This window comes from Shewanella sp. KJ2020, assembly GCF_024197625.1.
In the GTDB taxonomy this organism is placed as follows: Bacteria; Pseudomonadota; Gammaproteobacteria; order Enterobacterales; family Shewanellaceae; genus Shewanella.
Map to the genome: position 1 here is coordinate 1 of NZ_JAKUKD010000008.1, position 22,899 is coordinate 22,899.

Below are 22,899 nucleotides of genomic sequence, written 5' to 3' on the forward strand. Positions count from 1 at the left end.
AGTGGTGGGTCGTGAAGGATTCGAACCTTCGACCAATTGGTTAAAAGCCAACTGCTCTACCGACTGAGCTAACGACCCATCTAGGTATTGCGATAAACTGTTCACTTATTATTTGGCATTTGTAATGCTGATAATAAGTGGTGGGTCGTGAAGGATTCGAACCTTCGACCAATTGGTTAAAAGCCAACTGCTCTACCGACTGAGCTAACGACCCATCTAGGTATTGCGATAAACTGTTCACTTATTATTTGGCATTTGTAATGTTGATAATAAGTGGTGGGTCGTGAAGGATTCGAACCTTCGACCAATTGGTTAAAAGCCAACTGCTCTACCGACTGAGCTAACGACCCATTAAGGTACTGCGATGTTCAAAATTTTACTTATCGAACGGCTTAACTCGTTGATAAGTGGTGGGTCGTGAAGGATTCGAACCTTCGACCAATTGGTTAAAAGCCAACTGCTCTACCGACTGAGCTAACGACCCATCTGGTGTTGCGCTGATTTATGCACTTTCAGTAAAGTGGTGGGTCGTGAAGGATTCGAACCTTCGACCAATTGGTTAAAAGCCAACTGCTCTACCGACTGAGCTAACGACCCATCTGGTGTTGCGCTGATTTATGCACTTTCAGTAAAGTGGTGAATCGTGAAGCATTAAAACCATTCGACTGATTGGTTAAAAGCCTACTGCCCTTGCTTTATAAAATAAGCGACTGAGCTAACGACCCAACTAATTGACTACACTTCAAATACCGCTAACTTATTCTATTTACTAGAGTAAGTGGTGGGTCGTGAAGGATTCGAACCTTCGACCAATTGGTTAAAAGCCAACTGCTCTACCGACTGAGCTAACGACCCATTTACTGGTATTTTGCGCCCCGAACGACCTTGCCGCTCTGAGGGCGCCTATAATACCTTTTTCATCTTCCCATGCAAGCGCAAATTCCCAATTTTTTGTCGTTTGCATGAAAAACAGACTAAGAGTATGTTTTTTAGTTAATTAGGCTTTCATTGCGGCTAATTGCTGCTGTGCGATCCGTGCCGCTGCGCTGTTTGCGTAGTCTTTCACGACTTGTTGGTAGTATTGGGTTGCACCCGCTTTGTCGCCCGTTTTCTCGGCGATCATGCCAAGCTTCACTAAACTGTCGCCACGTTTATTTGAATCGCTAAAACGCACCACCACAGTATTAAAGGCTTGCTTCGCTTCCGCAAATTCACTCTTATTAAATAGTAGTTGTCCTAACCAGTAGTTAGCATTTGCCGCATAGACTGAATCGGGATATTGCTTGATGAAGGCACGAAATGCTGGAATAGCATCATCATATTTACGCTCCTTCAACACTAGGTTGACGGCCCCCTCATAGCTTGCCGTTTCACTTAAGCTACTTGCCGCCGCATTAGCGGTAGCTGCAACAGCAGCTGGTGTTGTCGGGGTTGCAGCGGCTGGTGTGGCAGCTTTAGAAGATAAATTGGCAATTTCATCGTAAAGCTGACGCTGGCGTTGCTGCATCTGCTCTATTTGGTAATTTTGTTGTTCGGTTAAACCACGTAAATCAAGAACTTCCTGCTGCAGAGTATCCAGACGACGCTGCATATCAAGTTCGCTTTGTTGTCTCGATTTCACTATGCGCTCTAAACGAGCGAGTCTGTCATCACCTGAACCACCAGCAAGGTCTTCAACAGGAGCAGGAGCTGCAACTGCAGCTCCTGCGCCGAAGAACATTGCCGTAATTAAGACGGCACGTTTCATGGTGTTACTCTCCGTAATTCAATCTTAGTAAACTAAAACTGCGCGACGGTTTTTACCAAAACCTTCATCAGTGCGAGAGAAGTCTAGTGGCTTCTCTTCACCATAGCTCACGATGCTCATTTGGCTTAGTTGTACACCCATACCCTGAAGGTATTTAGCCACAGCTTTAGCACGACGCTCACCTAGTGCAATGTTGTACTCTGGTGTACCACGTTCATCGGCGTGGCCTTCAATCAGCACACGCACACTTGGGTGTTCAACTAAGTAAGTACCGTGGGCTTCTAATACAGCGGCGAATTCGGTTTGAACTTCACTGCGGTCAAAGTCGAAGTAAATGATGTGCTCTTTTCTCAACTCTTCCAATTGCTGACGTTGTTGCTCTTCTGGTGACAACATACCGCCAACACCACCGGTTTGAACGCCACCATTCAGTTCGCTACCAGAACCGTTTGTTGAGCCCATTGCATCAGTTTCTGATTCAGAAGTTGAGCTACATGCACTAATAGCCATAATTGGAAGTGCTACCAACATAGCTTTTAACAACTTGTTCAGATCCATTACGTGTTCCTTATAAAATTAAATGTTAATAAATCAAGGTAATACATTAGAGAAACGGAGACCAAGAAGGTGATTTCACCTCACCTTGGCCTGCCGGTAATCTGGCTTTAAAACGTCCGTCCGTAGAAACAGCTGCTAAAACTTGCTTGCCTTGGTACGTAGTGCCATAAATCACCATAGTACCATTAGGGGCCACGCTGGGAGATTCATCCAAGCGTGTTGATGTTAGCACCTGCATAAAACGCGTATTCAGATCCATACGCGCAATATTAAATTTACCATTTGTGCGATTGACGAAAATCATGCTACGTCCATCAGGGGTGATTGAACCGCCCAAATTCCATTCACCTTCAAAGGTTTCACGGGTGACTTTGCCTGAATTTAAATCTACGCGATATAACTGGGGTTTACCACCGCGCTCAGAGGTAAATAACAAGGATTTACCATCAGGAAACCAAGATGGCTCAGTATCAATGGCATAGTGGTTAGTTATGCGTTTGATGGCTTTAGTCGCAATATCTATCACGTAGATCTCAGGTTGACCATCCTTGGATAACGTCACCGCCAGTGACTTCCCATCGGGGGAAAACGCTGGTGCGCCGTTGATGCCAGGGAAACTGCTCACTTTAGTACGTACTTGAGTGTATAGATCCTGAACGAAGATCTCCGCTTTCTTGTTCTCAAAACTCACATAGGCTAAACGACGGCCATCGGGTGACCAAGTCGGAGACATTAGCGGCTCGGGTGAGCGGAGTAACATCTGCTCGTTATAACCATCATAATCGGCAATCATCAACTGATACGGTGCTTTCTGCGTATGATTGACTACAACATAGGAGATTCGAGTTAAAAATGCGCCACGAATACCCGTCAACTTTTCATAGACGATATCGCTAATTCTATGCCCATATTGGCGAAATTGAGCCGCAGAGATCACAGTTTGACGACTGTCCATCAAAAACTCAGTTGCACTCACTGGCCCCTTCAGAGCTTGGTTTTGTGCTTTAACTAAGTCGATTAAAGCGAAGCTAACAAGGAACTGATCGGTGCCATAGGGTTTAACAGACCCTAAAACCAACGCTTCGGCTCCTACGCTAGACCAAGCATTCGCTTGGAACTGAGCCAATGTACCGATATTACGTTGGGGAAAACCTAACTCATCTAAAGGTTTAAACGTACCGCTACGCACAAGATCTGACATCACAACATCGGCAATCGCCTGTGGTGGTGCGCCAGCGCCTTGCCATACGAAAGGCATCACGGCAATCGGACGCGCCGCATCCACACCCTCGGTGATCACTATATCCAATGCTGCTTTTGCTGGGGTGGTACAAAGCAGTACCACCAATGTTAACCATTTTGCCAAAATTTTCATGGGACTCCTTTAATTAAACGTTGGTTCAACGATTAAGTTAATTTCTTTCATCAAGTTATAAACCGCAGGATCCGGAGAAACAGGCAACTTACCTGCCTTTTGAATCGCCGCTTTGGTCGCACGGCAAACATTAGGATCGCCACCTTGCGTTTGACTGCTGATCACAAAACCGTCGTTAGCTAAACGCACTGACACTTTACAGCTTTTACCACGCATCGACTCATCTACAACTAAGTTACGCTGAATCGTTGATTTAATCATGGCGGTATATTTGCCTACTTCGCTTTGCATTTGCTTATTCATGGTTTGCGATAAAGCGGCCTGCTCTGCCGCTAACGCATCGGCCATTTCCTGTTCCTGCTGGGCGCGGGCTTTAGCTTCCGCATCCGCTTTTGCCTTAGCTGCGGCTTTTGCTTTCGCTTCTGCATCGGCCTTGGCTTTTGCCTCCGCTTTGGCCTTAGCTTCTGCCTCTGCTTTTGCCTTAGCTTCGGCTTCCTTCTGCTTACGCTCGGTTTCCGCTTTGGCTACTGCCGCTTCTTCAGCTTTACGCTTTTCAGCCGCTTTTTGCGCTGCTTCTTCAGCTACTTTACGCTCTTGTTCCTTCAGCTTGCGGTCGGCTTCTGCCTTTTGCGCTTTTTCCTTTTCCTGCTGCTGCTTCACCTGCGCGACTTTAGCGGCCTCATTTGCCTTTTGGGTTTCAATTTCCTGCTGTTTGCGTTCTTGCTCTAGTTTTTTAATCTGAGCTTGTTCACGCTCACGAGCTTGCTTTGCCTCCTGCGCTTTACGCTCAAGCTCTGCTTGTCGTTCGCGCTCGCGCCGCTCTGTCTCGCGTTTTTCCTGCTTCAGTTTTTCCACATGGTTAGCCACTTTCTGTTGGTCAACCATAACAGCTTGAACTGCCGGAGCGCTAACTTGTTGCACTTGCACAGGTTTATGGGTGAAATCTATGCCAATGGCCAGAATAATTATCACGCCAATATGAATACCTGCTGAAATTGACAGAGGTAATGCAAGATTTGAATTATCCGCCACCTATTTCTCCTTGGGTGAATCCGTCATCAAACCGACTGATGGCACACCAGCGCCTTGCAAAGTCACCATTAACTGGATCACTTTATCGTAGGGAATATTTCTATCGGCCTTCACTACGACAGGGCGCTCTGGTTCAGTCACTATGATCGCAGCTACTTCAGTCGCCAACTCTTCCAAATCCATTTCTGTATTGGTCGAACCGCCTTTATTGAGGTAATAAGTACCGTCACCATCAATGGATGCCACCACAGGCGGTTTACTGTCCGAGGGTAATACCTCTGCAGCCCCTTGGGGCAATTCTACTTTGACCCCTTGGGTGACTATCGGCGCTGTTACCATAAAAATAATGAGCAGCACTAGCATGACGTCGATATAGGGCACCACGTTGATTTCGGCAACGGGGCGACGACGTTTGCGCTGATAAGCTGGTTGCATTATACCCCTTCCTTCTCGCTGTACGCTTGGCGATGTAAAATGCTGGAGAACTCTTCCATAAAGTTGGCGTAGGCCATTTCCAATTTATCAACCTGAGTCGAGAAACGGTTGTAGGCGATAACAGCTGGGATTGCAGCAAACAGACCCATAGCCGTTGCAATCAAAGCTTCAGCAATACCGGGGGCAACCATAGCTAAGGTCGCGTTTTCCATCGAACCGATAGCGATAAATGAGTTCATAATCCCCCATACCGTACCAAATAAACCTATGTAAGGGCTAGTTGAACCTATGGTCGCTAATAAGGGTAAGTTGGCCTCTAACTTTTCTAATTCGCGGGATAAGGTCACGCGCATCGCCCGTGATGTCCCATCCATCACGGCATCGGGTACTTTGCTATTTAATTTATTCAGACGTGAATATTCTTTAAAACCGGTGACAAATAATGATTCTAAGCCCGTATTATCTGGACGAGCCGATAATTCTTTATATAGGCGGTTTAAATCAACACCTGACCAAAATTTATCTTCAAATTTTGCCGATTTACTTTTTGCGGATGTCAATAAACTACGGCGTTGTAAAATCACCGTCCAAGACATCACCGACAAGCAAAGTAAAGTGAACATCACAAATTTCACTAATAAACTGGCTTGTAAAAATAACCCAACAATCGACATATCAGCTTGCACTGTCAAACTCCTGCACAATATTTAAGGGAATAGCTCGGGGACGCATACGTGATAAAGCAACACAGGCCACCAGCACTGTGCCTTCACAATAACAGTCTCCCTGATGATCAACCAAACGTTGATGAAATACCAACGAGGCCTTTTTCAACTCTATGACCTTAGTTTCTACAATAAGGTTCTGTTCAAAACGCGCGGCTTTTCTAAAATCGAGTTCCGCCCGCTTAACAACAAACGCAGTATCATTGGCTAACAGTGCTGTCTGATTTACGCCTAGTGCCTTTAACCATTCGGTTCGCGCACGCTCGAAAAAGTTGAGGTAGTTCGAATGGTAGACAACACCGCCAGCGTCGGTATCTTCGTAATAGACAGAAATGGGCCAATAAAACGTCATTTGGAATAAGCAAATTTTGGTTGAAAAATTGACGCTTACTATACCTAGGGAAACAAGACTTGTGAATGACCCAACGAAGATATAGATAGGGATAGCACGGGTTTGCGCGCAATTGAGGGATTTGTAAATAACAATGGGGCCTAACGACCCCATTTCATTAACATAGTTCGCTATTTTGCGAGGCTTTGCGGCAATGTGAGGCCAAAGCTTTGCCAGAGGAAACTGTAGATATCGGCAAATTCATCGATCTTCATCGCCGTCGGCTTCCCAGCGCCATGACCAGCATTAGATTCAATACGCATGATCACAGGTTCAGCGCCCTGCTGCTTTTCTTGCATCATAGCGGCAAACTTAAAACTGTGCAGTGGCACTACGCGATCATCGTGATCGGCGGTCATCACCATAGTCGCAGGATAAGCCTGTGCTTTGACATTGTGGTAAGGCGAATAGGCCAGCAATGCAGGGAATTGTTCCGCCTTATCGGCACTGCCGTATTCGCTGGTCCAAGCCCAGCCAATAGTAAACTTGTGGAAACGCAGCATATCGAGCACACCGACCGCAGGTAATACGGCGGCAAACAGTTCAGGACGTTGCGTCAATGCAGCCCCCATCAGCAAACCACCGTTACTACGACCATAGGCGCCAAGTTTAGTGCTGTTGGTGTATTTTTCATTCACTAGATATTCGGCTGCGGCAAAATAGTCATCGAACACATTTTGTTTTTTGTCGAACATCCCCGCTTGGTGCCAGCTTTCACCGTAATCAGCGCCACCACGAAGGCTAGGTACGGCATAAATGCCCCCCATATCTAACCATGCAATGTTGGCAGGGCTAAAGCGGGGTGTCATCGAAATCGCAAAGCCGCCATAGGCATATAACAGCGTTGGGTTTTGACCATTTTTAACTAAACCCTTTTTATAGGACAGCATCATAGGCACGCGCGTACCGTCTTTGCTGGTATAGAACACTTGCTCAGATACATAATCATCGGGGTTGAAGGACACCTGAGGTTTAGCAAACACCGTTGACTCTGAAGTCTTAAAGTCAAACTTATAGGTCGTTTCGGGTTGAATATAGCTGTTAAAGACATAGTAGAAATAGTCTTTACTCGCCTTACCAAAGGGCCCGGCCACATTGCCTAAACCTGGTAATGCGACGTCTTGGCGCTTCTGCCCGCCCATACTAAAAATCGATAATTGCCCCAATACATCGTGTAAATAACTCACGACTAAATGATCATTAATCATGGCAACATTATTAATCGGATCTTTAGACTCGGGAATAATGGTTTGCCATTGGGATTTATCGCTATTGCGAGTATCAATGGCAATCACTTTACCGTTTGGCGCCTCTAAATCAGTTTTAAAATAGAAAACCGCACCATCGTTACCTAAAAACTCATATTCAGCCTCTAAGTTGAGGATCAATTCCACCACTTGCGATTTAGGCTCAAATAAAGATTTATAGAAGAAACGATTACGCTTATCTGTACCTTGAGAAATCGATAATAATAAATATTCACCCTTCTCGGAGACATCAATACCAAAGCCCCAATCTTTATTCTGTGGGCGCTCATAAATCAATAAATCTTGGCGTTGATCTGTGCCTAATTTATGGTAATACACTTTTTGATTGAAATTGACATCGGCTAAAACATCCCCACCGGCAGGAGCATCATAACGGGTATAAAACACACCTTGGTTTTCTTTATCCCATACCGCACTGGAGAACTTAATCCATTTCAGTTCATCGCCAAGCCTCTTTCCCGTCGCAATATCGATAAACTGCCATTGCTGCCAATCAGAGCCCGAATTAGAAACTCCGTAAGCTAAAATCTTACCGTCATTACTAACCGATACGCCAGAAAGCGCCACTGTACCATCGGCAGATAAGGTATTGGGGTCCAAGACGGGTTTCTCAATGCCATCCTTGCCTTTTACATAGAGTACCGATTGCGCTTGTAAGCCATCATTGCGATAGTAAAACTGATTATCGCCATTCTCGAAGGGGGCAGAAATTTTCTCGTAGTTCCACAGCTCGGTGATACGGTCAACCACAGCTTGCTTATTGGGGATTTTCGCCAAATACGCTTGACCAAAGGCTTGCTGCTCTTTGACCCAACTTTCCGTTTCTGGGGTGTTTTCCTCGAGGTGACGGTAAGGATCCGCCACCGCCACGCCATGAATAGTTTCAACTAAGTCGTCTTTTCTCGTCTCGGGGTAAACCCATTTATTGGCGCTGACTTGCTGCGCTGCATCTTCTGGCGCATTGCCACTTTGGCAGGCACCGAGTGCCATTCCCAATGTGGCCACTAACAAACCTTGTTTTGCAAGGCGAAATCTGAATGCCATCTTATAATCCTTCTCGTGGTTTCGGGCTTAAGGCCTTTTCAGCAAGTACTATACAAGTAAAAAATTCCATGGCAATGACGTAGTTTAATATGACGATTTTTTACTTGAATAGTGAATTTAACAAAATGGCAGCAAGGATAAGCCTATTGAAGTGTATTATTATGCACTAATAATGACTGATAACTTATTAATCAAGGTTAATAGTGACTTAAGTGATATAGATCACTTTAATAACCATTAGAATTACTAATGTTTATGGGCAATTTTTCTCGTTTGTTTTGCCACAGTATTCACCATAGAATACGCTCGTTTTCAGCAGATATCTGCATGCAGATATGGAAAACAAAGAACTTTTAAACTGGTGTGTTCCCAACACGGCAGTTCATCTCTGGTTCTTATGCTTGACTTCCTTCCTTCAATTTGTTGATTGCAAATGCATTATTTTTGCGGCCCGCTTAGATTAAGCGGGCTTTTTTTTATTCATTTAAAACACACCTCTGCTTACCTCACCCTGGTTAGCTCAATCATCGACTCTAAGCTCTATCAATATTTATGCCTTCGCCTCCCTGCACTTGTTTTAACGGCTTAACGACTGCCTGCTCGCAAACGCGAAAAATAAGAAAAATTCATTATCCTAATGCTCGCTGATAACATGAAATTTGAGCTTAACTGCAATACGGATCGCGCTATCACATGTAGAAATGGCAATGCCAAGTCTATGACTTGGCATTGAAAACAACTTAGCAGTTTGAATTATAAAAATTAAACCAGCGCTACATAGGCTTACTGATCCGAATTACCACACGGCGGTTAAGCGCCCTTTCTTCCATATCATCGTTAGAAGCCACATGACGACGCTCACCGTGTCCCTCTGTAACGATACGCTCTTGGGGAATACCGCTGGCGACAAAGAACTCTTTTACCGATTCCGCCCGCTTATCCGATACTTTCTGATTTACGGAGCGACCGCCATAACTATCGGTATACGCATCCACCAGCACTAACTCAACCTCAGGATCGTAAGCCAGATATTCTTGAACTCGAGCTAACTGCTGCTTAGAAAAACGCGTTAAATCGGTGCCACCTTCGTCATAATTCAGCACAGTAAAGGCGATATCTTCAAAGCTATAGGGCAATAAATGGGATAAACACGCCTTAAATTCAGCATATTTGCGACCAAAGTTTGCCGCGGAGAGCCCTACTGCAATTTTATTGGATTCGTTATACCAATCGGCGTAGTAAAAGGTCGGCTCCATACCCCGACTCAACTCCGCCAGCATCGACCATGCGGCACGTTTAGGCACTTCACCATTAAAATATTTTTGATAACGCAGTGAAGTAATCTCCTTAGAAACTACACCAGGGCGCCATTTGGGAGCTCGGCTCAGTAAAGTAGCATTGGTGACCTGATCGGGTTTAACCCACATATCTAAGGTAAAATTCAGATTGAGCTGCTTACCCGCCTCGCTAGTGAAAATCGCTTTACCATAGGAGGGAATATCGTGCTCGAGGCGGCAAACAATAGGAGTGTTCTCACTCACTCGCCATTGGGACTCACCTAAAGAGGCCACATAGTGGCGCAACTCTGCCATTGCAGTTGCTGGAACGCATAAAATTGATACTAATATCAGTTTTCGCCACATTGCCTATACTCATGTTTATTCGGTTACATGGCTTTATCGGCAAACTTTTTAGTACCTTTAGCTCATAAAACCACCAATCAAGCATGACACACCCGAGCACATTAAGCATAATAGCGCCCTGTAAATTTTCTTGGGTACTTTAATGAGCGACATTTGCGACGCGAACAAATTGAAACACCGATTTCGGGGCTACTTTCCCGTAGTGATTGATGTCGAAACCGCGGGCTTCAACTCTCAAACCGATGCGTTGCTTGAAATAGCCGTCACCCTGTTAAAAATGGATGACGAGGGAGTACTGGGAATAGATAAAACCTTGCATTTTCATATAGAACCATTTGAAGGGGCAAATTTAGAACCCGCAGCCTTGGCCTTCAATGGTATCGACCCTAACAACCCATTACGGGGCGCTGTTAGTGAAAAAGAAGCGTTTTTAGAGATTTTTAAAGCGGTAAAAAAAGCTCAAAAAGCCTCTGATTGCCATCGCAGCATCATAGTGGCGCATAATGCCGCATTCGATCATGGATTTGTGAGTAAAGCCATTGAGCGCTGCGACTTAAAACGCTCGCCCTTTCATCCCTTTGCCACCTTCGATACCGCTACATTGGCAGGACTTGCCATTGGCCATACCGTGCTTGCTAAGGCATGTATGATGGCAGGCATTCCCTTCGATAATAAGGAAGCTCACAGCGCCCTATATGATACCGAACGCACTGCGGAGCTCTTTTGCTACATAGTCAATCGTTGGAAGGTGCTAGGTGGTTGGCCCCTGCTATCCCAGGACGCTCAAGACAATAAGGCTGAAACAGATAACGGGGAGTCGCGCCAAGCAACTCCCTAAATCCTCAAAAAGCCGCTAAGCAATTAGCGGCTTTTTGACTTAATACGGCACAGGAGCTGCGATTCGAATGAGGAACCCAAGGGTTCAAATAGCTAAAATGCAAAAAGCCGCTAAATAAATTAGCGGCTTTTTGACTGAATATGGCGGAGGAGCAGGGATTTGAACCCTGGGTGGGCTATAAACCCACGCCGGTTTTCAAGACCGGTGCATTAAACCACTCTGCCACCCCTCCGAACGAGCGAGATAATAGCTATCTCTTATACCTGTGTAAACTTAAATTTGTTGTATATTGAATTGATTGGCGATTTCCTATTCACTCCGCTTCATTTTCAGCATAAACGCTCAAAAAAAGGCCTTGTCTAGTCCTGAAATAATCCCACCTAAAACAAAAAAGCTGCCCGAGGGCAGCTTTTATCTCTAAAAACTAACGCTAATTACAGAGAGCTTGCGTTTTCAGAAAGGTAAGCCGCAACACCTTCAGTGCTTGCGTTCATGCCTTTGTCGCCTTTTTCCCAACCTGCTGGGCAAACATCGCCGTGCTCTTCGTGGAATTGCAGTGCGTCGATCATACGTAGCATTTCATCGACGTTACGTCCTAATGGCAGATCGTTAACGACTTGATGACGAACCATGCCTTCTTTGTCGATCAGGAATGAACCACGGAAAGCCACACCCGCTTCTGGGTGCTCAACATCGTATGCTTTGCAGATGTCATGTTTAACGTCAGCAACTAAAGTGTATTTCACTTGGCCGATGCCACCCTTTTCAACTGGGGTGTTGCGCCATGCATTGTGGGTGAATTGAGAGTCGATAGACACACCAATCACTTCCACACCACGCTTAGTGAACTCTTCCATACGGTGATCGAAAGCGATCAACTCTGATGGGCAAACGAAAGTGAAGTCAAGTGGATAGAAAAATACCACCGCTGGCTTGCCTTTGATCGCGGCAGTTAAGTTGAAGCTATCTACGATTTCGCCAGAACCTAATACAGCTGCAGCAGTAAAATCAGGAGCCTGACGGCCTACTAATACGCTCATTTTATATCTCCATCTATGAGTTGAACTAAGTGTAAGGCAAGATGCCCTTTAGTCAGTATGTCTTTTCAACCTAGGTCGAGTTAAATCCTTACTGATTAAAAGGTGTTCTTACCAATCAAATCTTTAGGCATTATAAGTCGTGTGCTGTGCCTTACAACCTATTTAAGACCAATATCACATTTTTCAAGGGCATTTCCGTTTTGCCTGACTAAGGATAGAGCAATCTGCGTATCCCGTGTGCGAAGCAAGCCACATTCGACTAACAGACAAAACCCAGCATGTTCACATTTCCAGATATTTTCCAGATTAGGCTTTTGCAAACTGGACATACAGGGTCTTTACAGTCAAAAATACCGCCTTTGGTTTACAGAATTAAGAAAATTGATAATGAATGCAGTCGTAATTGCAGTGTGCTTAATGTTAGCACTCAGTTTAGCTAGGGTGAATGTGGTAATCGCCCTCACCGTCAGCGCCCTCGTGGCGGGATTGATAGGCGGAATGGATCTGCATCAAACCATAGATGCCTTCAATACCGGCTTAGGTGGCGGCGCACAGATTGCGCTCAGTTACGCCCTTTTAGGCGCCTTCGCTGTCGCATTATCCCATTCAGGCTTAACGACGCTGATATCTAGAAGCATCATCAGCAGCCTTGGACAAGAGCCGAATAACACTAATACTAACTGGGTGCGCTGGTTGTTATTGCTATCGCTACTGGTTATGTCGATGGCATCCCAGAACATTCTGCCGATCCATATCGCCTTTATTCCGATTTTAGTGCCGCCCCTCTTGCATGTAATGTCCAAGTTGAACATCGACCGTCGTTTAGTCGCCTGCGTTTTGACCTTCGGCCTAGTCACCACCTACATGATTTTACCGATTGGGTTTGGTGGTATCTTCTTAAATGACATTTTGCTGTCGAACTTAACCAGCAATGGCTTAGCCGCTGCACGCGAGCAAATTCCGCCAGCCATGTTAATCCCTGCTGCGGGTATGGTTGTGGGATTAATCACAGCGGTATTTATCAGTTACCGCAAACCTCGGACTTACGACGAGGCTAAAGTGCTGGTTGCTGAGCCCGAAGAAAATCTCAACAAACGCAATATCATCATTGCCGCACTGGCAATCTTAGCCACTTTAGTCGTACAACTTGAAACCGACTCGATGATTTTTGGTGCCTTAGTCGGCTTTATGATTTTCAGTTTCTCGGGTGCCTTAAAGCACGTTGCAGACCAAGATATTTTTAACCAAGGCGTGCGTATGATGGCCAATATCGGCTTTATCATGATTTCCGCCGCAGGCTTTGCCGCCGTAGTCAAAGAAACCGGTGAAGTGGCTACGCTCGTATCATCACTGAGTTCATTGATTGGCGATAATAAGGCCCTCGCCGCCTTCTTGATGCTATTGGTTGGTCTACTGATCACTATGGGGATTGGCTCGTCTTTCTCGACGATCCCAATTATTGCGACTATCTATGTACCACTGGCATTAAGTTTTGGCTTTTCGGTAGCGGCCACGATTGCCTTAGTCGGCACGGCCGCGGCGCTGGGTGATGCGGGCTCGCCAGCATCGGATTCCACCTTAGGCCCCACTGCAGGTTTAAATGCCGATGGTCAGCACGACCATATTCGTGACAGCGTGATCCCCACCTTTATTCACTACAATATTCCACTGTTAGTATTTGGCTGGATTGCGGCCATGGTGCTGTAAATCATATAGCTTTCGAATGTGGAGTTTGAGCTGGATGTTAAGTTGCGCTGAATATTAAGAAGCTTAGTTTGCAGAAAAAGCAGAGACAACCAAAAGATGTCTCTGCTTTTTTTTTACCGTTTTTGGGGAAAATACATGACCTTCACTAAGCTAAAAACTCACCGCTATCCCGACTGAGGTGCCTTGCACATGGTCACCAAATTGGTAACGCACAACCAAACGAGTTCGGGTAATGATAATGCCATATTGGCTGGAGTCGAGTTCTAGGCCAGCACCAAGTGAATTGAGGGCATTAAAGCCTAATGCACCGCGCATATCACCAAGATATTCTGTGCGCGCTGCCTCAAGCACATAGCGCAGGGGTTTATCTAGCAGTGTTAAACCCGTTGGTGCACGCCAGCGTGACCAAAGGCTCAAGAGCTGGGCGTTGACACTACCTTGTAAGGCTTCAGGAGTATCTCCAAAGCTGTTTAATTGAATATGAGAGTAACGAAACTCAACATCAATTTCATAATCTTGGCGGTAGTGTTCGTAATCGAGAACCGCTGAACCACCTAGGCCATACGCGTCCAAGCTACCGTTATCGAGGAACTCAAGTTCATCACCACTTTTGAATTCAATTGCAGAGCTGGCAACCTTCAAGTCGCTCGAGACACGACCAAAGGAGAAATTAAATACTGGTCGGAATTTCAAATCCTCAGCGACGGGAAAATCCCAACCAATACCGCCAGTCAATGCGATACTGTTCCATTTCGTGGGCAGCCGTTTTTCGGTTTCGCCATCACTGACGATAAAAGTCGGGTCGTAGCGACTGTAGCCTATCGTCCCTTCAAGATAGATAGGGAATTCTTGACTCATGGTCGCACCACCGCCCAGCGTGGTCATAGCGAGATCTGGATTATTTTCCGGAGCATTACTCAATGAAAGCGATCCCGTTGTCACATCAGGAGTCAATGCGAAACTCATCACTCCCAAAGCCGCATTGGCTCGTTCTTGCAAACGAGCCTCCACTAAAGTGTTTGCTTCTACTGGCAGCGGAACCATCACGCAGGCGCTCATCAAAGCGCAGTGGATAAATATGCCATTGAAAATCTTGTAAAACAGCTGTTTACATTTGACCATAGCTTGCAAATCAATCCACCACTGTTGGTTAATTAACGAAATCACTATGCAATTGATTTTCGGTGAGCTTTTTTAATCCGTCAAGGTCGATAGCGTCAGACTGCACGATATCGTTAACCATTAGCAGCACTAGTGACTTCGCAACAAAAAAGCGAGCACCACGTTCGCAGTACTCGCTTTTTGAAGGTTCGAATAAGATCTCGTTTAATAATGCTCAACCCGAGCATTCACGGTCACTTTAGCGTTATTTAGTACCAAAGATTTTATCACCCGCATCGCCAAGACCTGGCAGGATATAACCTTTCTCGTTTAAGCATTTATCGATAGCGGCGGTGTATAACTCGATATCAGGATGCGCCGCTTCTAGGGCTTTAATTCCCTCAGGCGCAGCCACTAACACTAAGGCTTTGATTGAAGTACAACCGCGTTTCTTCAATAAGTCCACGGTGGCAATCATAGAGCCACCCGTTGCGAGCATAGGGTCGACAACAAGCGCAATACGCTCATTCAGATCACTGGCTAACTTTTCAAAATAAGGGACTGGCTCTAGGGTCTCTTCATCACGGTAAATACCGACAACTGAGATACGCGCACTGGGAATATGCTCAAGTACGCCGTCCATCATGCCAAGGCCAGCACGTAAAATCGGCACGACAGTGACTTTTTTGCCTTTGATTTGGTCGACTTCAACCGGGCCATTCCAACCTTCAATCGTAACAGTTTCAGTTTCGAAATCTGCGGTAGCTTCATAGGTTAGTAAACTACCCACTTCAGCGGCTAGCTCACGGAAACGTTTAGTGCTAATGTCACCTTCACGCATTAGGCCGATTTTGTGACGCACTAAGGGATGTTTAACCTCGACAACTTTCATTTTTCTCTCCTACTTTTGTTCGCGTATTATCTTAGGCAAATTTTTCAGATTCTAGTTGATTTGTTTATTAGGTAAAACATAAAGTTTTGCCATTCGGGCTAATCGTGAGCAATCTCCCAAGATTCATTTCCTATTGCTTAAGATACACACACCTATTAACTGTTTTGTGAGCAATCCCACGGCATTGAAACTGAAATGTCCCTCATTCGAGGCAAAAATCGCATACCAATTGGGATAAATCCAAATCATGACTTTCGACCCCTAGCACAAGCTGATAGAATACCGCCGCATAAAATCCAATAACGATGTACCCGAGAGGATCCTCCGTGAGCACTCCTACCCCACTGAGCTATAAAGATGCCGGCGTTGATATCGATGCAGGTAATGCACTGGTAAGTAACATTAAAGCTGCCGTTAAACGTACCCGTCGTCCAGAAGTTATGGGCAACTTAGGTGGTTTTGGCGCCCTGTGTGAAATCCCCACTAAATACAAACAACCTGTTTTAGTCTCTGGCACCGACGGTGTGGGCACTAAACTGCGTTTAGCCATCGACTATAAAAAACACGACACAGTCGGCATAGATTTAGTTGCTATGTGTGTGAACGATTTAATCGTTCAAGGCGCTGAGCCACTGTTTTTCCTCGATTACTATGCGACAGGCAAACTAGATGTTGAAACTGCGACCTCTGTTGTTAACGGTATCGGCGAAGGTTGTTTCCAATCTGGTTGTGCGTTAATCGGCGGTGAAACCGCTGAAATGCCAGGCATGTACGAAGGTGAAGATTACGACCTGGCAGGTTTCTGCGTGGGCGTAGTTGAAAAAGCCGACATCATTGACGGTAGCAAAGTGGCAGCGGGTGATGCACTTATCGCATTAGCCTCGAGCGGCCCTCATTCAAATGGTTACTCTTTAGTCCGTAAAGTATTAGAAGTGAGCCAAGCAGATCCTCAGCAGGACCTCAATGGCAAGCCATTGATCCAACATCTGTTAGAACCAACTAAAATTTACGTTAAATCATTGCTGAAGCTGATCGCAGCATCAGATATCCATGCCATGGCACACATTACTGGCGGCGGCTTCTGGGAAAATATCCCTCGCGTACTGCCTGAAAACTGCAAAGCCGTTATCCAAGGTGATTCATGGCAATGGCCCGCCGTTTTCAGTTGGTTAATGGAAAACGGCAACATTGCACAGTATGAAATGTACCGTACCTTCAACTGTGGTGTTGGCATGATAGTCGCGCTGCCAGCCGATAAAGTCGATGCCGCCCTTGAACTGCTCGCAGCCGAAGGCGAACAAGCTTGGCTTATCGGTGCTATCGCTGAACGCGAAGGCAATGAAGAGCAAGTGGAGATCCTGTAATGCCCCAGCGCTGTCGTGTAGTAGTATTAATTTCCGGAAATGGCAGTAACCTGCAAGCGATTATCGACGGTTGCGACGATAATCTGCAGGCCGAAGTTGTCGGAGTCATCAGTAATAAACCCGATGCCTATGGCCTAGTGCGCGCCCACCACGGCGAAATTGATACCAGCTGCGTGATAGCTCACCCAGGTGAATCTCGCTCTGAATACGATGCACGTTTAATGACAGTAATTGAACAGTACCAGCCCGATTTAATCGTACTGGCAGGATTTATGCGCATTCTAACCGATGATTTTGTGAATCATTATCTAGGCCGAATGATCAACATTCATCCGTCACTGTTACCTAAATACACTGGCTTAAACACCCATCAACGTGCCATTGACGCCAAAGAGAGTGAACATGGTGCCAGCGTGCATTTTGTCACGCCAGCGCTAGATGCAGGCCCAGTGATCTTACAGGCTAAAGTCCCCGTTTATGAGGACGATACGGCAGAAATGCTCGCCGCCCGCGTGCATGAGCAAGAACATGCGATTTATCCTCTGGTGGTAAAATGGTTCAGCCATCAGCGCCTTAACATGCAAAACGGCCAAGCCTATCTTGATGGCAATCCTATCGGCCCGAGCGGTTACGCGCCTGATTAGTTCCGCTTTAAAGCAATGGTAGCAAGATCACAAATGGAGACCTTAGGGTCTCTATTTTTTTAACTATTTTCTACAAAAGCATTGTTTTCTGGGGCAATGTGGCATTAGATAACTTAACGAAAAATGATTTTTTGCTCGGCATATTAGGGACTCTTTAGATGAAAAATATTATCTGCGATATCGATGGCGTACTACTGCACGACAATAAACTGATCCCCGGCAGCGACAAATTTATCCAGCGTATTCTGGCACAAGGCAATCCTCTGGTGATCCTCACCAACTACCCGGTACAAACGGGTAAGGATCTGCAAAACCGTTTAAGCGCCGCCGGTATTGATATTCCTGAAGAATGCTTTTACACCTCCGCCATGGCCACCGCCGACTTTTTAAAACACCAAGAAGGCAGTAAAGCCTTTGTGATTGGTGAAGGCGCACTCACCCACGAACTCTACAAAGCGGGTTTTACCATTACCGATATCAACCCCGACTTTGTGATTGTCGGCGAAACCCGCTCCTACAACTGGGATATGATCCATAAGGCAGCAGGGTTTGTCGCCCGCGGCGCGCGTTTTATTGCCACTAACCCCGACACCCACGGCCCAGCCTACAGCCCGGCCTGCGGCGCACTCTGCTCACCCATTGAACGTATAACAGGTAGAAAACCTTTCTATGTGGGCAAACCAAGCGCATGGATTATTCGCTCGGCGCTTAATCATATTGATGGCCACTCTGAAAATACCGTCATCATAGGCGACAATATGCGCACCGATATTCTAGCGGGCTTCCAAGCGGGGCTTGAAACCATTCTAGTCACCAGTGGCGTGAGTAAGCTTGAAGATATCGATAAAGAACCCTTCCGCCCGAACCATGTGTTTGCCTGCGCTGGCGATATAGACGTTGTTTAAACCATTTTCTTTACAGTTATCTAACCCAGCGTCGAACCAGATATTTTAGCTAACAGTGCCTATGCAATTCGCCAAATCAAAGGCGTATTGCATAGGGTAAAGCAACATTAAGTAACACATTCCCCTGCCGCTCAGCCTTGTGACTCACAGCGGCTTGCTTCATGATAAGCCTCGCTTCTGATTGATTAACAGAAATCTAAAATTCCTTAATTAAAACAACAGTAGGATTAACCTATGCGACGTCTGTATCCCCTCTGTGCGCTGGCTATGCTCAGTGCCTGTAGTCCGAATGCATCGAAACCCGATGGCAACAGCACCTTGGCTGAACTCAAGCCCGTGCAGTTTAATGAAGCGCGCTTTAGAAATGATATTAAAGCCCTGTCATCCGATGAATTTGAAGGTCGTGCGCCAACCACTCAGGGTGAAAAACTCACCTTGGACTATTTAAGCAAAGCCTTTACAGAGATGGGGCTCAAGGGCGCGTATCAAGGCAGCTTTTTACAACCTGTGCCTATGGTCAGCTATACCGCAGATGAAGCTCAGCAAGTCACGCTGGCAGGATTACCCTTTCAATACCGAAAAGATCTGGTGCTCAGTAGCCGCCATGATAACGGTGGTGTAAATATTGAAAACGCGCCATTAGTCTTCGTTGGTTATGGAGTAAATGCACCCGAATATGATTGGAATGATTACCAAGATCTCGACATGAAAGGCAAAATCGCGGTGATCTTAGTCAACGATCCCGGCTTTGCCCGCCCAGACTCAGGGAAGTTTAACGGCAAAGCCATGACCTATTACGGCCGCTGGAGCTACAAGTTTGAAGAAGCGAGCCGCCAAGGTGCACTCGGCGCATTAATTATCCATGATACTGAGCCCGCCTCTTACCCTTGGTCCGTAATCGAAAATAGTTGGACTGGGCCACAGCAAGATCTGGTGCTAAGTAAAGCCGAACAGGATAGCCGAGTACAAGTTGAAGGCTGGTTAAGCTTAGATGCCGCTACTCAACTGTTTGATAAAGCAGGTTTATCACTGCCGAACTTAATGGCGCGCGCCGCCGACAGCCCAATCAATTTACCCCTTGAACAAACGGCCAACATCGCCTTTAAAAACAAAGCCGAATACGCCAATAGCTACAATGTGGTCGCCACACTCCCCGGCAGCACACAAGCTGACGAGCAGATCCTGTTTACTGGCCACTGGGACCATATTGGCAAAGATGACAGTAAAGAAGGCGATAAAATTTATAACGGTGCCATGGACAACGCATCGGGCATTGCTGGCATTTTAGAAATCGCCAGACAATTAGCCGACAATGCCAAACAAGGCCACGGTTTAGCGCGCTCGGTCACCTTTATTACCACCACAGGTGAAGAACAAGGTTTACTCGGTTCACGTTATTATGCCGCTAATCCACTTTATCCTATCGATAAAACCGTGGCGGTATTAAACCTCGATAGCACCAATATCTATGGCAAAACCAAGGACTTTACCATTGTCGGCAAAGGTAAATCCGAGTTAGAAACTTACCTTATCGATGCAGCCAAACAACAGAACCGCATCGCCATGGGTGAGAAAAATCCCGCTTCGGGTGGTTTCTTCCGTTCAGATCATTTCAGCTTTGCCAAACTGGGCGTGCCAGCGGTATTTGCCGGCGGCGGTAGCGACCCCGTTGATGAAGCCACTGCGGCCTATAAAACCCAGATGCAAGCCACAATGAAGGGCTGTTATCACAATGTCTGCGATGAATACCGTGAAGACTGGGATTTAAGCGGCGCGATTCAGGATCTAGAAGTCTACTATCAGGTCACGCGCACCTTGGGCAACAGCCAAGCCTGGCCGGGGTACTATCAAGGCACAGAGTTTAATAGCCTGCGCCCTGCCCAAACAATGTCAGAAACGGCTGCCAAATAGTTCAGTGACTTTTTGCTAAAGCCTGCTCGGTTAGTCGTCTCTTATTGGCGCCTGCGAAATAAAGCGCCATCTCAGCCTACAAGGCAAAACGCCTAACAAGATCGAAAAGCACGTGAACCATTCACGTGCTTTTTTGTTTTCAGTTCACAAAAACGCAGTTATCACTAAATTCCTATCCCACCGCGTCATTATGAAAAGGCTTATGTCAGCTTTTGATATCAAACTCGACGGATTAACTGATTAAAAATAAAACACTTAAACCTGTGGGCTCGACATTTACGATCTTTTTCGCAGTTTTTCTCTCATCGGCACTTTTTTAAAACACATTGTGAATTCCCCAAAACTCTTCGCGCCAAATCAAACAATAAAAGCAAATCATCAAAAATAACTCGAATTTAATGAATTATTCTCAATTAAAATCGTTAAAAACAAACAGCTAAATCAATAAAAACACCAATAAACAGATAAAACATTAAAAACAGTGTTTGGCAAAACGCTAAATTGCTGGCACATTAAACCTCAATTGAGACATCCTCAAATGACAGACAGTGTGGGAGTTGTACTATGTGTTCAATCTTTTCGATTTTAGATATCCAATCCGATGCCAAAGCACTGCGCCAAGTCGCGCTGGAAATGTCTAAGCTAATGCGCCACCGCGGCCCTGACTGGTCAGGTATTTATGCCAGTGATAAGGCGATTCTTGCCCACGAGCGTTTAGCGATTGTTGACATTGAACACGGTGCCCAGCCGCTGCTGACTGAAGATGGCAGTTTGATCCTCGCGGTCAACGGCGAAATCTATAACCATAAAGAACTCAAAGCCCAGCTAGGTGATAAATACAGCTATCAAACCAACTCTGACTGCGAAGTCATTCTGGCGCTGTATCAAGAATATGGCACTGAATTTCTTGATAAATTAAACGGTATCTTCGCCTTTGTGTTATATGACAAAGCCCAAGATTGCTACCTAATTGGCCGCGATCACATGGGTATCATCCCGCTATACACAGGCCGTGACGCTGCGGGTAACTTCTATGTTGCCTCGGAAATGAAAGCCCTGATGCCGGTATGTAAAACCGTAGAAGAATTCCAACCTGGCCAGTATCTCTATTCAAAGGATGGTGAAGCCGTTAAATACTACACTCGCGATTGGCAAAGCTATGATGCGGTTAAAGATAACCCAGCCAGCCAAGAAGAATTGCGTGATGCATTAGAAGCGGCGGTTAAACGCCAATTAATGTCTGACGTGCCCTATGGTGTGTTGCTTTCGGGTGGCTTAGATTCATCGGTTATCTCAGCTATAACTCAAACCTTTGCCAAGCGCCGTATTGAAGATGATGGTGAAACGGGCGCTTGGTGGCCGCAGCTACACTCCTTTGCAGTCGGTCTTAAGGGTGCGCCGGATTTAATCGCCGCCAAAAAAGTCGCCGATGCCATTGGCACTATTCACCATGAGATCAACTTTACCTTCCAAGAAGGCTTAGATGCGATTAAAGAAGTGATCTACCACCTAGAAACCTACGATGTCACCACCATACGCGCCGCCACACCTATGTATTTAATGGCGCGTAAAATCAAAGCTATGGGCATTAAAATGGTGTTATCTGGAGAAGGTGCTGACGAGCTATTTGGCGGCTATTTATACTTCCATAAAGCGCCAAACGCACAGGCATTCCACGAGGAATTAGTCCGCAAACTCGATAAGCTGCATCTATTCGACTGCCTGCGAGCCAACAAAGCCATGGCCGCCTGGGGATTAGAGGCCCGCGTGCCCTTCCTAGATAAAGAGTTTATGGATGTGGCGATGCGCATCAACCCAGAAGCGAAAATGTCTAAGGATGGTCGTATCGAGAAACACATTCTGCGTAAAGCCTTTGAGCACAAATTGCCAAAGGAAGTAGCATGGCGTCAGAAGGAGCAATTCAGTGATGGCGTGGGCTACTCTTGGATTGACGGTTTGAAAGAACATGCGGCGGCGCAGGTCGATGATTTGCAACTGGCAAACGCCAAATTCCGTTTCCCATACAACACGCCAGAAACCAAAGAGGCTTATTTCTATCGCTGCTTCTTTGAAGAACATTATCCACTGAGCGGCGCCGCTGAAACGGTTCCAGGCGGTAAATCCGTCGCCTGTTCAACGCCAGAAGCACTGGCTTGGGACGAAAGCCTACGCGGCATTATCGACCCATCGGGCCGAGCAGTACGTTCAGTACACACCGCAAGTTATTAATGACCTAACGTTAAAGTGCTCAGTTGATAAACTAGGTTAATACGCTAAAT

At 46.0% G+C, this 22,899-nt stretch carries 19 protein-coding genes and 8 tRNA genes; 7 read left to right on the forward strand and 20 right to left on the reverse strand.

Annotated features, from left to right (window positions below; translation table 11 throughout):
- Positions 1-2: 2 nt before the first annotated feature.
- The 16 genes from MJO46_RS04200 to motY all read right to left on the reverse strand — a co-directional run bounded on the left by MJO46_RS04200 (position 3) and on the right by motY (position 10,218).
- Positions 3-78, reverse strand: a tRNA-Lys gene (locus MJO46_RS04200).
- 60 nt (positions 79-138) lie between these two features.
- Positions 139-214, reverse strand: a tRNA-Lys gene (locus tag MJO46_RS04205).
- A gap of 60 nt (positions 215-274) precedes the next feature.
- Positions 275-350: transfer RNA gene (locus MJO46_RS04210), tRNA-Lys, on the reverse strand.
- Positions 351-408: 58 nt separating this feature from the next.
- Positions 409-484 (reverse strand) — tRNA-Lys (locus tag MJO46_RS04215).
- A 37-nt stretch (positions 485-521) separates the two neighbouring features.
- A tRNA-Lys gene (locus tag MJO46_RS04220) sits at positions 522-597 on the reverse strand.
- 37 nt (positions 598-634) lie between these two features.
- Positions 635-725: transfer RNA gene (locus MJO46_RS04225), tRNA-Lys, on the reverse strand.
- 54 nt (positions 726-779) lie between these two features.
- Positions 780-855 (reverse strand) — tRNA-Lys (locus tag MJO46_RS04230).
- A 142-nt stretch (positions 856-997) separates the two neighbouring features.
- Positions 998-1,747 (reverse strand): tol-pal system protein YbgF, encoded by a 750-nt coding sequence (gene ybgF, locus MJO46_RS04235; protein ID WP_198783100.1) that lies wholly within the window; start codon positions 1,745-1,747, stop codon positions 998-1,000.
- Between the two features lie 24 nt (positions 1,748-1,771).
- On the reverse strand, positions 1,772-2,305 hold the full coding sequence (gene pal, locus MJO46_RS04240) for a peptidoglycan-associated lipoprotein Pal (protein WP_253988250.1): 534 nt from the start codon (positions 2,303-2,305) through the stop codon (positions 1,772-1,774).
- 46 nt (positions 2,306-2,351) lie between these two features.
- Positions 2,352-3,680, reverse strand: a complete 1,329-nt coding sequence (tolB, locus tag MJO46_RS04245) for a Tol-Pal system beta propeller repeat protein TolB (RefSeq protein ID WP_253988251.1) — start codon at positions 3,678-3,680, stop codon at positions 2,352-2,354.
- 9 nt (positions 3,681-3,689) lie between these two features.
- A complete protein-coding gene (gene tolA, locus MJO46_RS04250; RefSeq protein WP_253988252.1) occupies positions 3,690-4,712 on the reverse strand; it encodes a cell envelope integrity protein TolA in 1,023 nt (340 codons plus the stop codon).
- A complete protein-coding gene (tolR, locus tag MJO46_RS04255) occupies positions 4,713-5,147 on the reverse strand; it encodes a protein TolR (protein ID WP_253988253.1) in 435 nt (144 codons plus the stop codon).
- Complete coding sequence (gene tolQ, locus MJO46_RS04260) at positions 5,147-5,833, reverse strand: protein TolQ (protein ID WP_253988254.1); 687 nt, start codon at positions 5,831-5,833, stop codon at positions 5,147-5,149. Before tolQ ends, tolR begins: the two co-directional genes overlap by 1 nt.
- The gene (gene ybgC / locus MJO46_RS04265; protein WP_253988255.1) at positions 5,823-6,224 is read right to left on the reverse strand and encodes a tol-pal system-associated acyl-CoA thioesterase; all 402 of its coding nucleotides are present in this window, start codon (positions 6,222-6,224) and stop codon (positions 5,823-5,825) included. Before ybgC ends, tolQ begins: the two co-directional genes overlap by 11 nt.
- A gap of 170 nt (positions 6,225-6,394) precedes the next feature.
- A complete protein-coding gene (locus MJO46_RS04270; protein WP_253988256.1) occupies positions 6,395-8,575 on the reverse strand; it encodes a prolyl oligopeptidase family protein in 2,181 nt (726 codons plus the stop codon).
- A gap of 773 nt (positions 8,576-9,348) precedes the next feature.
- A complete protein-coding gene (gene motY, locus MJO46_RS04275) occupies positions 9,349-10,218 on the reverse strand; it encodes a flagellar protein MotY (RefSeq protein WP_253988257.1) in 870 nt (289 codons plus the stop codon).
- A gap of 142 nt (positions 10,219-10,360) precedes the next feature.
- Here motY and rnt point away from each other — a divergent pair, with 142 nt between their 5' ends.
- Complete coding sequence (gene rnt, locus MJO46_RS04280; RefSeq protein ID WP_253988258.1) at positions 10,361-11,056, forward strand: ribonuclease T; 696 nt, start codon at positions 10,361-10,363, stop codon at positions 11,054-11,056.
- Positions 11,057-11,197: 141 nt separating this feature from the next.
- On the opposite strand, the gene MJO46_RS04285 is transcribed toward rnt, so the two are convergent.
- A tRNA-Ser gene (locus tag MJO46_RS04285) sits at positions 11,198-11,288 on the reverse strand.
- A 202-nt stretch (positions 11,289-11,490) separates the two neighbouring features.
- Positions 11,491-12,096, reverse strand: a complete 606-nt coding sequence (locus MJO46_RS04290; RefSeq protein WP_198783091.1) for a peroxiredoxin C — start codon at positions 12,094-12,096, stop codon at positions 11,491-11,493.
- Positions 12,097-12,483: 387 nt separating this feature from the next.
- Here MJO46_RS04290 and MJO46_RS04295 point away from each other — a divergent pair, with 387 nt between their 5' ends.
- The gene (locus MJO46_RS04295) at positions 12,484-13,803 is read left to right on the forward strand and encodes a Na+/H+ antiporter family protein (RefSeq protein ID WP_253988259.1); all 1,320 of its coding nucleotides are present in this window, start codon (positions 12,484-12,486) and stop codon (positions 13,801-13,803) included.
- 150 nt (positions 13,804-13,953) lie between these two features.
- On the opposite strand, the gene MJO46_RS04300 is transcribed toward MJO46_RS04295, so the two are convergent.
- Both MJO46_RS04300 and upp read right to left on the reverse strand, forming a co-directional pair.
- On the reverse strand, positions 13,954-14,970 hold the full coding sequence (locus MJO46_RS04300) for a hypothetical protein (RefSeq protein WP_253988260.1): 1,017 nt from the start codon (positions 14,968-14,970) through the stop codon (positions 13,954-13,956).
- A gap of 199 nt (positions 14,971-15,169) precedes the next feature.
- Positions 15,170-15,796, reverse strand: coding sequence for a uracil phosphoribosyltransferase (upp, locus tag MJO46_RS04305; protein WP_198783088.1), 627 nt, complete (start codon positions 15,794-15,796; stop codon positions 15,170-15,172).
- A 326-nt stretch (positions 15,797-16,122) separates the two neighbouring features.
- Between upp and purM the strand changes: the two genes are divergently transcribed.
- The 5 genes from purM (at position 16,123) to asnB (ending at position 22,849) form a co-directional block, all read left to right on the forward strand.
- The gene (gene purM / locus MJO46_RS04310; protein ID WP_253988261.1) at positions 16,123-17,160 is read left to right on the forward strand and encodes a phosphoribosylformylglycinamidine cyclo-ligase; all 1,038 of its coding nucleotides are present in this window, start codon (positions 16,123-16,125) and stop codon (positions 17,158-17,160) included.
- Positions 17,160-17,804, forward strand: coding sequence for a phosphoribosylglycinamide formyltransferase (gene purN, locus MJO46_RS04315; protein WP_253988262.1), 645 nt, complete (start codon positions 17,160-17,162; stop codon positions 17,802-17,804). Before purM ends, purN begins: the two co-directional genes overlap by 1 nt.
- A 158-nt stretch (positions 17,805-17,962) precedes the next feature.
- Positions 17,963-18,709, forward strand: coding sequence for an HAD-IIA family hydrolase (locus MJO46_RS04320; RefSeq protein ID WP_198783085.1), 747 nt, complete (start codon positions 17,963-17,965; stop codon positions 18,707-18,709).
- A 234-nt stretch (positions 18,710-18,943) separates the two neighbouring features.
- Positions 18,944-20,620: a M28 family metallopeptidase gene (locus tag MJO46_RS04325; protein ID WP_253988263.1), complete on the forward strand. Its 1,677-nt coding sequence runs from the start codon at positions 18,944-18,946 to the stop codon at positions 20,618-20,620.
- A 564-nt stretch (positions 20,621-21,184) separates the two neighbouring features.
- Entirely contained in the window at positions 21,185-22,849 is a 1,665-nt protein-coding gene (gene asnB / locus MJO46_RS04330; RefSeq protein ID WP_253988264.1) for an asparagine synthase B, read from the forward strand.
- Positions 22,850-22,899: the final 50 nt, after the last annotated feature.

Coding starts and splice junctions, on each gene's coding strand:
- ybgF (WP_198783100.1), bottom strand. CDS start 1,747: ATGAAACGTGCCGTCTTAATTACGGCAATGTTCTTCGGCGCAGGAGCT.
- pal (WP_253988250.1), bottom strand. CDS start 2,305: ATGGATCTGAACAAGTTGTTAAAAGCTATGTTGGTAGCACTTCCAATT.
- tolB (WP_253988251.1), bottom strand. CDS start 3,680: ATGAAAATTTTGGCAAAATGGTTAACATTGGTGGTACTGCTTTGTACC.
- tolR (WP_253988253.1), bottom strand. CDS start 5,147: ATGCAACCAGCTTATCAGCGCAAACGTCGTCGCCCCGTTGCCGAAATC.
- ybgC (WP_253988255.1), bottom strand. CDS start 6,224: ATGACGTTTTATTGGCCCATTTCTGTCTATTACGAAGATACCGACGCT.
- MJO46_RS04270 (WP_253988256.1), bottom strand. CDS start 8,575: ATGGCATTCAGATTTCGCCTTGCAAAACAAGGTTTGTTAGTGGCCACA.
- motY (WP_253988257.1), bottom strand. CDS start 10,218: ATGTGGCGAAAACTGATATTAGTATCAATTTTATGCGTTCCAGCAACT.
- rnt (WP_253988258.1), top strand. CDS start 10,361: ATGAGCGACATTTGCGACGCGAACAAATTGAAACACCGATTTCGGGGC.
- MJO46_RS04290 (WP_198783091.1), bottom strand. CDS start 12,096: ATGAGCGTATTAGTAGGCCGTCAGGCTCCTGATTTTACTGCTGCAGCT.
- MJO46_RS04295 (WP_253988259.1), top strand. CDS start 12,484: ATGAATGCAGTCGTAATTGCAGTGTGCTTAATGTTAGCACTCAGTTTA.
- upp (WP_198783088.1), bottom strand. CDS start 15,796: ATGAAAGTTGTCGAGGTTAAACATCCCTTAGTGCGTCACAAAATCGGC.
- purN (WP_253988262.1), top strand. CDS start 17,160: ATGCCCCAGCGCTGTCGTGTAGTAGTATTAATTTCCGGAAATGGCAGT.
- MJO46_RS04320 (WP_198783085.1), top strand. CDS start 17,963: ATGAAAAATATTATCTGCGATATCGATGGCGTACTACTGCACGACAAT.
- MJO46_RS04325 (WP_253988263.1), top strand. CDS start 18,944: ATGCGACGTCTGTATCCCCTCTGTGCGCTGGCTATGCTCAGTGCCTGT.
- asnB (WP_253988264.1), top strand. CDS start 21,185: ATGTGTTCAATCTTTTCGATTTTAGATATCCAATCCGATGCCAAAGCA.